The organism is Idiomarina abyssalis (genome assembly GCF_900116625.1).
Lineage (GTDB): Bacteria > Pseudomonadota > Gammaproteobacteria > Enterobacterales > Alteromonadaceae > Idiomarina > Idiomarina abyssalis.
The window spans coordinates 123,961-135,346 of sequence record NZ_FPBE01000008.1 but is presented as its reverse complement, the minus strand read 5'-3'; the positions used below and the strand labels follow the sequence as shown (position 1 = coordinate 135,346).

Annotated in this window: 12 protein-coding genes; 9 read left to right on the top strand and 3 right to left on the bottom strand. The window is 49.6% G+C overall.

Annotated features, from left to right (window positions below; genetic code table 11):
- On the bottom strand, nucleotides 1-324 hold a 324-nt coding region (locus BM359_RS12570; RefSeq protein WP_143441147.1), incomplete at its 3' end, for an IS110 family transposase.
- Between the two features lie 365 nt (nucleotides 325-689).
- Between BM359_RS12570 and BM359_RS12565 the strand changes: the two genes are divergently transcribed.
- Nucleotides 690-965, top strand: coding sequence for a helix-turn-helix domain-containing protein (locus tag BM359_RS12565; protein ID WP_054490512.1), 276 nt, complete (start codon nucleotides 690-692; stop codon nucleotides 963-965).
- Nucleotides 958-2,205 carry a type II toxin-antitoxin system HipA family toxin gene (locus BM359_RS12560; RefSeq protein WP_054490514.1) on the top strand — a complete coding sequence of 416 codons (1,248 nt, stop codon included), beginning with the start codon at nucleotides 958-960 and terminating at the stop codon, nucleotides 2,203-2,205. The genes BM359_RS12565 and BM359_RS12560 overlap by 8 nt, the downstream gene beginning before the upstream one ends.
- A 6-nt stretch (nucleotides 2,206-2,211) precedes the next feature.
- Here the strand turns inward: BM359_RS12560 and BM359_RS12555 are convergent, their stop codons facing one another.
- Nucleotides 2,212-2,961, bottom strand: a complete 750-nt coding sequence (locus BM359_RS12555; RefSeq protein WP_054490517.1) for a 3',5'-cyclic-nucleotide phosphodiesterase — start codon at nucleotides 2,959-2,961, stop codon at nucleotides 2,212-2,214.
- A gap of 67 nt (nucleotides 2,962-3,028) precedes the next feature.
- On the opposite strand from BM359_RS12555, the gene BM359_RS12550 reads away from it, so the two are divergent.
- The 6 genes from BM359_RS12550 (at nucleotide 3,029) to BM359_RS12525 (ending at nucleotide 9,634) form a co-directional block, all read left to right on the top strand.
- On the top strand, nucleotides 3,029-3,661 hold the full coding sequence (locus BM359_RS12550; RefSeq protein ID WP_054490519.1) for a DUF998 domain-containing protein: 633 nt from the start codon (nucleotides 3,029-3,031) through the stop codon (nucleotides 3,659-3,661).
- Nucleotides 3,654-5,903 (top strand): heavy metal translocating P-type ATPase, encoded by a 2,250-nt coding sequence (locus BM359_RS12545; RefSeq protein WP_054490521.1) that lies wholly within the window; start codon nucleotides 3,654-3,656, stop codon nucleotides 5,901-5,903. The genes BM359_RS12550 and BM359_RS12545 overlap by 8 nt, the downstream gene beginning before the upstream one ends.
- A gap of 5 nt (nucleotides 5,904-5,908) precedes the next feature.
- Nucleotides 5,909-6,655, top strand: a complete 747-nt coding sequence (murI, locus tag BM359_RS12540) for a glutamate racemase (RefSeq protein ID WP_054490523.1) — start codon at nucleotides 5,909-5,911, stop codon at nucleotides 6,653-6,655.
- Between the two features lie 476 nt (nucleotides 6,656-7,131).
- Nucleotides 7,132-7,305, top strand: coding sequence for a type II toxin-antitoxin system HigB family toxin (locus tag BM359_RS12535; RefSeq protein ID WP_082332160.1), 174 nt, complete (start codon nucleotides 7,132-7,134; stop codon nucleotides 7,303-7,305).
- A gap of 10 nt (nucleotides 7,306-7,315) precedes the next feature.
- Nucleotides 7,316-7,693, top strand: a complete 378-nt coding sequence (locus BM359_RS12530; protein WP_034818354.1) for a helix-turn-helix domain-containing protein — start codon at nucleotides 7,316-7,318, stop codon at nucleotides 7,691-7,693.
- A 252-nt stretch (nucleotides 7,694-7,945) separates the two neighbouring features.
- On the top strand, nucleotides 7,946-9,634 hold the full coding sequence (locus tag BM359_RS12525; RefSeq protein WP_054490525.1) for an NAD-dependent malic enzyme: 1,689 nt from the start codon (nucleotides 7,946-7,948) through the stop codon (nucleotides 9,632-9,634).
- On the opposite strand, the gene BM359_RS12520 is transcribed toward BM359_RS12525, so the two are convergent.
- Nucleotides 9,631-10,782 carry a trans-sulfuration enzyme family protein gene (locus tag BM359_RS12520; RefSeq protein WP_054490682.1) on the bottom strand — a complete coding sequence of 384 codons (1,152 nt, stop codon included), beginning with the start codon at nucleotides 10,780-10,782 and terminating at the stop codon, nucleotides 9,631-9,633. The genes BM359_RS12525 and BM359_RS12520 overlap by 4 nt on opposite strands.
- An 83-nt stretch (nucleotides 10,783-10,865) precedes the next feature.
- Between BM359_RS12520 and azu the strand changes: the two genes are divergently transcribed.
- On the top strand, nucleotides 10,866-11,315 hold the full coding sequence (azu, locus tag BM359_RS12515; protein ID WP_054490527.1) for an azurin: 450 nt from the start codon (nucleotides 10,866-10,868) through the stop codon (nucleotides 11,313-11,315).
- Nucleotides 11,316-11,386: the final 71 nt, after the last annotated feature.

The window sequence follows — 11,386 nt, the reverse complement described above, 5'->3', positions numbered from 1 at the left end:
GTTAGGCCGTGATGCTGCCTCGGCTATCGCCCGGGCGTCATTTGCATCGTTCTTCTCACCCTGCAAATACGCTTTGACGAAGCGTGGTGGCAGAGCCACCGTTTTATAACCCAGTTTTTCACATTCGCGGCGCCAGTAATGACTCATGCCGCAGGACTCAACCGCTACTTCACAGTCATCCGTACGGCTCAGCGTCGCCAGCTTCGCTAACACCTTGTTGCTGCGCAGCTTTTTATTAAACACTTCCTGCTCATTTTCATCCAGCGCCAAAACCTGAATAAAATCCTTTGCCAAATCCAGGGCAATTCTGTTTACAATAGCCATTGGTCCTCTCCACTCTGTTCCTATAGAAGCTTGAACCTCTATATTGGCACATTGCGATGCCGTAAGAGGGAGGGGACCATCTCATCAGGCTACAGCGGAGACGCTGCAAGTTCATCCCTGAAGGCTTGACGAAGGCCATCCATGGCCTTCGACACTCCTGCAGCAGAAAGCCCACGGGTTTGATGCCTCTTGCAGCTCGCGCTGCACACCTCCTCAATAGTCCCTGCAACCGTTGGGGCGCTCGCTATCCTGCTATCCATGGTATCTCACCCGACATGAACATCAGACAAGGAATAGCGCTAGTTCACAAGTATTGCTATAATAGTAACAGTTACCCCTTAATAATCGCTTAAATTGTTACTATTATGACACTTTCTCTAAATACTGCATACGATACGCAGCTTGATCTTAAAGAGCATATTAAGCAACTGCGAAAAGCACAAAAGCTGTCGGTTGAAGCTTTGTCTGAAAAATCAGGTGTGCCTTATGGCACGGTGCGTAAGTTTGAACGCACGGGGAACATCTCTTTGCGTCAGTTTTTAATGCTGATCGAAGCTTTGGATGAACTCAATCAGTTCAGACAATTCCTGCAGCAGGAAAAAGCGCCTAAAACGATAGATGAGGTTTTGAAGAATGCTTGATACGCCCCTTCAGGTAATACGAACCTTGTCAGACGGTGAACGGATAGCTGTTGGCACTTTAGCGGAAAATAAATCGGGCGTTTATTTTCAGTATCACAAAGACTATTTAGAACGCCACAAAACATCCTTGTCACCGTTCAACCTAAAAGCGACAACTGAGCTTCAAAAGGCTCCAGGACAACCTCATTATGGCTTACATGGTGTGTTTGCAGATAGCCTGCCTGACGGTTGGGGACTTTACCTCATGGACAGAGTGTTTCGGAAAAATGGTTATAATCCACAGAAGATATCTGCATTGGAGCGCTTGGCTTTTATTGGGTCGGATTGTTTGGGGGCTCTTTCTTATGAGCCGAAAGCTCCGTTAAGAGAATATGACGCTGACGATATTACGTTACGAAAGTTGGGCCAGGAAGCAGTCAAGGAGTTTGAAGGTACTGAAACGGATCTTATTGAACACCTTCAGGCTGCCGGGGGCTCGGGTGGTGCACGGCCGAAACTAAACGCAACATTGCTAGCCGATGGGCAATACTCAACTGCCCCAAAAGCGAAAGGCCAGAAGCTGATTGTGAAGCTCACGTCGGAACGTTTTTTACTAAAGCACGAAGAAAGCCTAGTTGAGTACCTCTACTTAAGCATGGCTAAGGCTCTGGGGATTGAGGCGCCTGAGTTTGAGCTTATCGATGCGGGCAATGGTCAGTTTTGGTTGCAGCAGGCGCGGTTTGATTGCTCCGAAAACGGTCGTTACCACATGCTGTCAGCTGCAGGTTTACTAGATGCTTCTTTCCGCGAGCCTTCATTGGATTACGTGGATTTAATTAAGGCTACGCGACTTATGTGCGGTGTTGATGAAGCAAAAAAACTGGTTAGGCGGGCATTATTTAATTATGTAACTGTGAATCAGGATGATCATTCGAAAAACTTTAGCTTCCTCGCCAATGACAAGGATGAGTGGCAACTCTCACCGTGTTACGACATTGTCTATAGCCCGTCTTCTTATGGTGAGCATATGACAGCATTCAACGGTAACGGAGCTTATCCGGATAAAAGAGCGTTAGAGCAAATGGCCGGGCAGGCCGGCTTTGCAAACAGCAAACCGCTTTACCATATGCTGGATGAAATTTACCAACAAACCCGAAACTTCAAAACCGAAGCTAAGGGGTTGGGACTTTCTGCAGGGCTCATCAAAACTATCGAAAATGATATTGCTGAGCGGGCGCGTAATGTACGCCCAAATGCGTAGCTCAGGTTACAACACCACCGTATTTTTATGCGGTGGGTTGGTTGCTAAGGTTTTGCGCAGGGCAATTTCGTAGCTCGGTTTCAGGTGAGTTACCCAAAGCTCAGCGGGTTGTTGCTCTAAGCTCTTCAGGGCGCTTTCAAGTAAGCCAGGAGTCATGTGTTTGGTTTTTTCTGCAACCTGCAGTAGCTCGTCAGGGAAAGCACATTCCAGCATGAGAGTATCAATGTGGCCTAAGCGGTTAAGCTGTTCGGTCAGTTGCGTGCCGGCTATGGTATCGGCAGGGAATACAAAGTGTTTGCCCTGATTTTTTACGCTGTACCCCACTGTCGGTACGCTATGCTCGACGGCAAAGGCTTTAATTTCCATACCTTCAAGCTTTATGCACTCGCCCGGGTGAATTTCTTTAAAGGTTAGTATCGGCTCCGGTCCTTCGGTCATGCTGCTGAGTTCAGGCCAGATATCGCCGTTAAAAATATTATTTTTCAGCTTTTCCAGAGTATGCGGCTGTGCGTACACGGTGACAGGTAAGTGCTCACTTCCGTACTGGTTACTTAAAAAGGTAGGAAGCGCCGCTATGTGGTCCATGTGTGAATGGGTTAAAAACACATGCCGAACTTGGTGCATTTGTGCCAGGCTGAGTTGATTCAGGCCGGTGCCTGCGTCAATCACAATGTTATGATTGAGCTGAATACAGGTTGAACCGCCTTTGTTGTCGCCGCTGAGTCCGCCGCTGCAGCCAAGCACTTGAATATTCACAATCTGTTCCCATCTTGGTTTACACTGTAGTGAAAGATTATCACATTAATACAGCCGAGGAGGCTACATGCAAAACGCACCGACGAAAAGCTCTCCAGTGATGCCGCAACTCATTATTCTGACCTTGTTTTGGGTTGGCCTGCAGTTGGTGGCAACCTGGGTAAAAGACGACTTTTCACATGTCAGCCAGTACATTAGTGAAATTAATGCCACCGGCAGTACTGCGGCGGGTGCTTTTGGCTGGGTGGGCTTTATTCCTCTGGCGATGGTTTCTTTCGGCGTGCTATTAACTGCGCGCCCTCATTTGCGCGTTAAAGGCATTAGCCATATTGGCTGGAGCCTTTTGTTTTTCTATCCGGTTGCTTACCTCGGTGCGGCACTGGCACCTTGTGATTTAGGCTGCCCAGCGGACGGCTCCAGCTCTCAGGCGTTACATAATATTATCAGCATAGCCAGTTACTTTGGCTTCGCGCTGGGCACCTTGCTGCTGACCTTTACACCAAGAACTACCTGGCCGGTGCGTTGCGCGTTTGTCCTGCTGTCAGTGATTATTGCTTTAGGCTTTGTATTGATGATTAATCCAGAGCTGGCAGAGGTGCGCGGTGCCATGCAACGTTATGTTGAGCTGGCGCAGTTGGTCGTGTTCTGGCTGTTGCTGTGGTTGAAACCTGCAGAGGCCGACGGAGGTAGTGATGAGTAATTCCGTTCGTTTAAGTATTGAAGGCATGAGTTGTGCGTCCTGCGTTGGGCGTGTCGATAAAGCGCTTAATGGTCTGGATGGTGTTGAAGATGCCTCGGTGAATCTGGCGTCGGACAGCGCCGAAGTAACATACTCTGATAAGCTTTCTGTCGAGGATCTGATTAAGTCAGTGAAAGATGTCGGCTACGATGCCCACGAAGTGCTTGATCGCGATAAGCAAATGCGCGAACAGCGTGAGCAACAGGCAAAAGAAATGCGGACGTTAAAAGGCCAGTTATGGCTTTCCGCGTTGTTGACGCTGCCGGTGTTTATACTGGCCATGGGCAACCATATGGTGCCCGTATTTTCCGAGTGGGTGCATAACTCACTGGGCTTACAAACCAGCTGGTGGGTACAGTTAGTGCTTACTACCGTCGTACTGGCGGTTCCTGGCGCGCGTTTTTATAAACTGGGTATTCCTGCGTTATTCCGTGGGGCACCGGACATGAATTCTTTGGTGGCTCTGGGCGCTACCGCAGCCTGGGGTTACTCGGTCGTGGCAACAATAGTTCCTTCGTGGCTGCCGAGCGAGTCAGTGAACGTTTACTTCGAAGCTTCGGCGGTTATTGTCACGCTGATTCTGGCCGGACGCTTTATGGAAGCGCGCGCTAAAAGCCATACCTCGGATGCCATTCAGCGGTTAATGAGCCTGCAAAGCAAAACCGCACGAGTTGTGCGTAATGATGAAGTCACTGAAGTGGCTATTGATGAGCTAGGCAAAGGCGATGAAATTGAAGTGCGCCCGGGCGAGCGTATTGCTTTAGATGGTGAAGTGTCTTCCGGCGACAGCTACGTGAACGAAGCCATGATAACCGGTGAGCCTGAGCCGGTACATAAAGAAAAAGGCGATAAAGTGGTTGGCGGTACCCTGAACGAAAAAGGGACGCTGCGCTTTAAAGTGACGGCGACCGGTGAAGGAACCGTGCTGGCGCAGATCATCCGTATGGTTGAGCAGGCTCAGGGCAGTAAATTGCCGATTCAGGATACTGTGAACCGTATTACATTATGGTTTGTACCGGCGGTCATGCTGGTGGCGCTGCTGACCTTTGTGGTGTGGTATTTTGCGGCGAGTGAGTCAGCACTCACATTCGCTTTGGTAAACGCGGTGGCCGTGTTAATAATTGCCTGCCCCTGCGCAATGGGGCTGGCAACGCCTACGTCTATTATGGTGGGGACCGGTCGAGGTGCTGAAATGGGCGTGCTATTCCGTCAGGGCAGTGCGTTGCAGGCGTTGCAGCAGTCGAAAGGCGTTATTTTTGATAAAACCGGCACGCTGACAGAAGGTAAGCCAACTATTACTGACTGGATTACCACTGGCGACTTTGATGGAAAAGAGGTGCTGACCCTGGCAGCCTCGGTTGAAGCTAAGTCAGAGCACCCCACTGCAGAAGCTCTGGTCAACTACGCCAAAGAGCAGGACATTAAAGTCAGCGAGCCTGACAGCTTTGAAGCCATTTCTGGCTTGGGTGCTACCGGTAAAGTCGATGGTAAAACGCTTTACATTGGTACCAGCGAGTTAATGCAGGACAACGGTATCTCGCTGGATAGTGAGCCTGATGACGCGAAAAACTGGTCTGAAAGCGGCCGTACGCCTATTTATGTGGCGGTCGATGGAAAGCTGGCTGCGATCTTTACTCAGGATGATCCGATTAAGTCCAGCGCCAAAGAATTGATTAAACGCCTGCATGACGACGGCCTGAAAACGGCAATGGTCACAGGAGATGCCCAGTCCACTGCAAAACGCATTGCGAAAGAACTGGGCATTGACGAAGTGGTAGCTAACGTTAAACCTGATGGCAAAGTGGATGCGGTGAAGCGCCTGAAAAAAGAGTGGGGTCAGGTGATATTTGTGGGTGACGGTATTAACGATGCGCCGGCTTTGGCTTCTGCCGACGTGGGTTTTGCTATCGGAACCGGTACCGACGTGGCGATTGAATCCGCCGATGTGGTACTGATGTCAGACAACCTGACCGTGGTGCAGCAGTCGTTTGCCTTGTCAGAGGCCACCATGCGTAATATTCATCAGAATTTATTCTGGGCGTTTGCCTATAATACCGCACTGATTCCTGTTGCCGCCGGCGTACTGTATCCGTTTTTTGGTATTTTGCTGTCGCCTATGCTGGCGGCAGGTGCTATGGCGCTGTCCAGTGTCTTTGTCATAACCAACGCGCTGCGTCTTAAAACGGTAAGCCTGGAGAAATAGTAAGCATGAAAGTTGGAGTTTTTGATAGCGGTGTGGGTGGTTTAACAGTGGCGCGGTCACTGCAGCAAAGCGGTTGTTTCAGCGAGTTGCTGTATTACGGAGACACCGCCCGGGTGCCCTACGGTAGCAAGGACAGCAATACGGTAACGCGCTACGCGCTGGAAGCGGTGGAGTTCTTTAACGGCGCCGATGTCGATTGCCTGGTGGTGGCCTGTAACACCGTGAGTGTGACCGCATTAGAGCAAATGCAGAAGTTCTCTAACAAGCCAGTTTACGGGGTGCTGGAGCCAGGTGTTATGGCACTGCAGCAACTGCAGGGTATTGATACCAGCGCCCGGGTACTGGTTATTGCTACGCGCTCCACCATCAATTCCGGTGCCTACCAGCAGCAAATACAAGCGTTGGGTTACAACCAGGTAGACGCCATGCCTACGCCGTTGTTTGTGCCTATTGTCGAAGAAGAGCTTTACGACGGGCCAATTTTGCAGGAAACCTTTAAGCACTACTTCAGCAAACTTGAAAAGCCGGACGTGGTGTTGCTGGGCTGCACGCACTTTCCGCTGATAGCCGAGAGCATTTCCGACTACTTCAGCGGCGCCAAAACCATCCATTCCGGCGAGGCCATGCTGTCCTGGTTAAAGCAACATCTGGACTTAAGCGCCCAGTTCGAAAGCACACCGCTGCACATTATAGCCACTGAAAACGTCGACGCCGTCAAGCGCACCGCCACCCGCTGGGGCCTGAAACTGTAGCTGAATGAGTGCTGAAGTTGAAAGGCTCTTGCGGAGGACGCCCGTGAATACGTCCCTGTAGGGCTTGGGCAGCGCCATCCATGGCGCTGCACACCTCCTCAAGAGCCTTTGCAACTGCCGGGCGCACTCATCCAGCTAATTCCTATACGGCCATGGCTGTCGACACTCCTCAAGCCACGAGTTCTTTCCTTTATCGCCTTTTGCCGCCAAAGCCTGCCCCTGGGAATCATCTGAGTAAGACGCTGTAACCCCTTAAGCACTCGTATTTCGTGTTTCCTATAATGTAATAGCATCATGCTACGCCTCTTAGTCTATTAATTCATATGCCCCTTTAATCCTTCTCTTATTCTCTCCTTCTGAAATGTAGCTATTCTCAATAGATAAAATGTCAATTTCCCGTATTGGGAATTTATTGACAAAGCTTTATTTTTTCCCATAATGGGAAATTGGGTTGGGGGTAACTAGGTTCATGAGAATTGTATCAAGGGCAACTCTTCGCGAGTTTTATAGCTAATAATCGGGTTGTGTTTAATATCCACGGTAACAAGTACCGGCTTGTTGTCGCGATGAAGTATGAGTTCTCGATGATTTACATTCGGTTCGTTGGTACGCATAAGCAATACGACGCAATTGATGCAGAAACAATTTAGAGGTGAGGGTATGAATATAAAGCCCATAAAAACAGCTGAGGATCATCAGCGTGCACTGGCTCGTATTAATGAGCTTTGGGATGCTGAACCCAACACAGAAGCGGCTGATGAACTCGATATTCTGGTGACTTTGGTCGAAGCGTACGAAGAAGCTAAGTATAAAATCGATGCGCCCGACCCTGTGGAAGCGATTAAATTCAGAATGGATCAGGAGGGCCTGAAAGATTCTGACTTGGTTCCATTTTTAGGTCAGAGGAGTCGGGTTAGTGAGGTTTTAAATCGGAAACGGCGTTTAACGCTGCCTATGATTCGACGACTCCATAGCGGCTTACATATACCTCTGGAATGCCTGGTTATGGATTACGAACTAGATCGAACTGAAGCTTGATGAGCGGTTGTTAAGGCGCATGTAAGCGTTACGAGTGTTGAAGGGCTTTATGCCAGAGTGTCGAAGGCCATGGATGGCCTTCGTCAAGCGTTCATGGATGAACTTGCAGCGTCTCTGGCATAAAGCCCTTCAACGCTCCAGCGAAACATGCGCCTTAACAGCCGCTTCCTCCCAAGCCCAGCGAAACATGTGAATCGCAGCCGCGTTTTGCTATGATATTCGTATTACTTTGGCTTTCAGGAGTTTGTACTTATGCCGCAGACGCAGCGTCCGCTTTATATTCCCTATTCTGGCCCTAATTTGTTGGAAACCCCGCTACTGAATAAGGGCAGTGCGTTCAGTAAGGAAGAGCGTGCCGCGTTTAACCTGACCGGTTTGTTGCCGCCTCGCTATGAGAGCATTGAAGAGCAGGCAGAGCGTGCTTATATGCAGTACCGGAGCTTTGAAACGCCCATTAACAAGCATATTTACCTGCGTGCTATTCAGGACAACAACGAAACTTTGTTCTATCGCTTACTGACGGATCATCTGGAAGAGATGATGCCAATCATCTACACCCCGACCGTGGGTGATGCCTGTGAGAAGTTCTCGGATATTTACCGCAGCTCACGCGGCTTGTTCATTTCGTATTCAGAGCGTGATCAGCTGGACGATATACTGCGCAATGCGACTAAGCAGAAGGTGAAGGTCATTGTCGTCACCGACGGCGAACGCATTCTGGGCTTAGGTGATCAGGGCATTGGAGGCATGGGTATTCCGATTGGTAAGCTGTCGTTATATACCGCCTGCGGCGGCATTAGCCCAGCGTATACACTACCGGTTATGCTGGATGTCGGCACCAATAATGAAAAGCTTCTGGAAGACCCCATGTACATGGGGGCGCGGCATAAGCGCATTGGTCAGGAAGAGTACGACGATTTCCTTGATAAATTTATTAAAGCTGTTACTAAACGTTGGCCGGAAGTGATGCTGCAGTTTGAGGACTTTGCTCAGCCTAATGCGATGCCTCTGCTGCGTCGCTATCGTGATGAAGTTTGCTGCTTTAACGATGACATTCAGGGAACAGCGTCTGTCACCGTGGGTACTTTATTGGCGGCCTGTCGTCAAAAAGGCAAAAAGCTCAGCGAACAAAAAGTCGTGTTTGTGGGGGCAGGTTCAGCCGGCTGTGGTATCGCCGAGCAAGTCATGATTCAAATGACGGCTGAGGGTTTAACCGAGGAGCAGGCGAAGAAACAGATATTTATGGTCGACCGCTTCGGTCTGGTGATGGACACTATGGACGGGCTGCGCGACTTCCAGCAGGCATTAGCGCAAAAAACGGCCGACCTGAATGACTGGGAATACAGTGGTGATTATCCGTCGTTGCTGGATGTGATGCATTGTGCCGAACCGGATATTTTAATTGGTGTTTCCGGTAAGGCGGGCTTGTTTACTGAGCAAGTTATATCGACTATGGCAAAAAATGTTGAACGGCCCATTATTTTCCCTCTGAGTAACCCGTCAAAACATGTAGAAGCGCACCCTGCGGATGTACTGAAATGGAGTGAAGGTAAAGCCATTGTTGCTACCGGTAGTCCTTTTGGTGAAGTTGAGTATAACGGGCGTTTGTATCCGATAGCTCAGTGTAACAACAGTTATATTTTCCCGGGTATTGGCCTTGGTGTGCTGTCTGTTAAGTCGCAACGGGTCAGTGATGAAATGCTGCGTGTGGCAAGTAAGACGTTAGCAGCAGCTTCGCCCAGTGCTAATGGTAAAGGCGAGGAATTACTGCCGGCTTTTAAAGACCTGACGCAGTTGAGTAAAGACATTGCTTTTGCGGTGGGTAAAGTGGCTCAGCAGGAAGGTCTGGCACTGGAAATTGATGACGATACGCTGCGTGAGCGCATCGACAACAATTTCTGGAAGCCGGAATACCGCTTCTATAAGCGCGTCAGCATTTAAGCGTGCGCGCTGTCGATGGCCTGCTGTAAGTCTGCCAGCAGGTCATCGGCGTTTTCAATTCCTACCGACAAACGCAATAGGTCTAAGGGTACCGGGGTATCCGGCCCTTCAATGCTGGCGCGGTGTTCAATCAGGCTCTCTACACCACCTAATGACGTAGCGCGATGCCACAGCTGAGTTTTTGCGGCAACGGCAATAGCGGCTTTCTCACCACCCGCCAGACGGATAGACAACATGCCGCCAAAACCACCCTGCATTTGCTTAACCGCAATATCATGGCCGGCAAAGCTTTTTAAGCCCGGGTACAGCACTTCAGTGACTTTTGGGTGTTGCTCTAATTGCTCCGCAATGTACAACGCATTTTGACAGCTTTCGCGTACTCGTAAGAACAATGTTCGCATGCCGCGTAGTAGCTGAGCTGCATCTTGTGGTCCCGGAACTGCACCGTATTGCGCACGAATGGCAACCAGGCGTTTCCAGAAGTCGTTATCTTCGCGGGCAGCGAGAGCGCCAGAGATAACGTCGGAGTGACCGTTAAGATATTTTGTGGCGGAATGCATGACAACATCGGCACCGAGATCCAGCGGTTTAGTCAGTAAAGGTGTGGCTACTGTAGAGTCTACCGCCAGCAGGGCACCACAGTTGCGGGCCATATCAGCCACTGCGGCAATGTCGGTTATTGTCCACAAAGGGTTGCCTGGGGTTTCGAGCCAAATGAGCGTGGGAGCCTTTTCTGAAATGGCATGGCGCAACTCGTCCAGGTTAGACGTATCGACAAAACGAACGTCCAGTCCGCTATCAACCCCGAAGGTCTGCAGCCATTTGCGCAACGCCCAGTACATAACTTTAGGAGCGATGACTGAGTCTCCGGGTTTTAACGCTTGAAAAACCGTGGTTGCAGCAGCCATACCGGAGGCAAATAAACGGGCGTCGGCCGCATTCTCCAGTTCTGCTAATAGCTTTTCTGCGGGACGGTAAGTGGGGTTATCAGCTCGCGAGTACACACGACCAGTACGATATTGATTATCCTCATCGCGCAGGTAAGTCGTTGATGTGTATACTGGAGGGATAATTACGCCATTCTCGTTGTCAGAGTGGGTACCTCCCTGAGCAAGGAGCGATTGTGGCGAAAATGGATGTTTCGTCATATAAATTCTCGTTAAAGTAATCTCAATGCGAGATTTTACGTATAAGGAAGGAATCATTTCATACTAACCGAAGAGGTATTGCAATGCGTTACATAATTTCTGCACTACTGGGTTCGATGTTGTTTGTCGCAAACGCCGCACAAGCTAACGAATGTGAACTCACTATAGATAGCAATGACAACATGAGGTTTGATACAAAAGAGATGTCCGTGCCAGCGAGCTGTGACGAAGTGACTGTAACTTTGACTCACTCAGGTAAGCTGGATAAGAAAGTCATGGGCCATAACTGGGTTCTGAGTGAAGCTGGCGATATGCAATCAGTTGTTCAGCAAGGTATGTCAGCTGGTATGGAAAGCCAGTATGTACCGGACTCAGATGCCGTTATTGCGGCAACCGATGTGATTGGCGGTGGTGAAGAAACCTCAGTGACTTTCTCTACTGAAGGTATGAGTGCAGACACTGATTATAAATTCTACTGCACCTTCCCTGGTCATTCAGCCATTATGCAAGGCAGCTTTGCGATTAAAGAATAGTTGTAGCAAACCTGCGTTATTGCTTATTGATTAATACAAACTGCAGCCCCCGTGGCTGCAGTTTTTTTGGA

What these genes read in the sequence shown, in the direction of transcription:
- BM359_RS12565 (WP_054490512.1), top strand. Translation starts at nt 690, where the DNA reads ATGACACTTTCTCTAAATACTGCATACGATACGCAGCTTGATCTTAAA.
- BM359_RS12560 (WP_054490514.1), top strand. Translation starts at nt 958, where the DNA reads ATGCTTGATACGCCCCTTCAGGTAATACGAACCTTGTCAGACGGTGAA.
- BM359_RS12550 (WP_054490519.1), top strand. Translation starts at nt 3,029, where the DNA reads ATGCAAAACGCACCGACGAAAAGCTCTCCAGTGATGCCGCAACTCATT.
- BM359_RS12545 (WP_054490521.1), top strand. Translation starts at nt 3,654, where the DNA reads ATGAGTAATTCCGTTCGTTTAAGTATTGAAGGCATGAGTTGTGCGTCC.
- murI (WP_054490523.1), top strand. Translation starts at nt 5,909, where the DNA reads ATGAAAGTTGGAGTTTTTGATAGCGGTGTGGGTGGTTTAACAGTGGCG.
- BM359_RS12530 (WP_034818354.1), top strand. Translation starts at nt 7,316, where the DNA reads ATGAATATAAAGCCCATAAAAACAGCTGAGGATCATCAGCGTGCACTG.
- BM359_RS12525 (WP_054490525.1), top strand. Translation starts at nt 7,946, where the DNA reads ATGCCGCAGACGCAGCGTCCGCTTTATATTCCCTATTCTGGCCCTAAT.
- BM359_RS12520 (WP_054490682.1), bottom strand. Translation starts at nt 10,782, where the DNA reads ATGACGAAACATCCATTTTCGCCACAATCGCTCCTTGCTCAGGGAGGT.
- azu (WP_054490527.1), top strand. Translation starts at nt 10,866, where the DNA reads ATGCGTTACATAATTTCTGCACTACTGGGTTCGATGTTGTTTGTCGCA.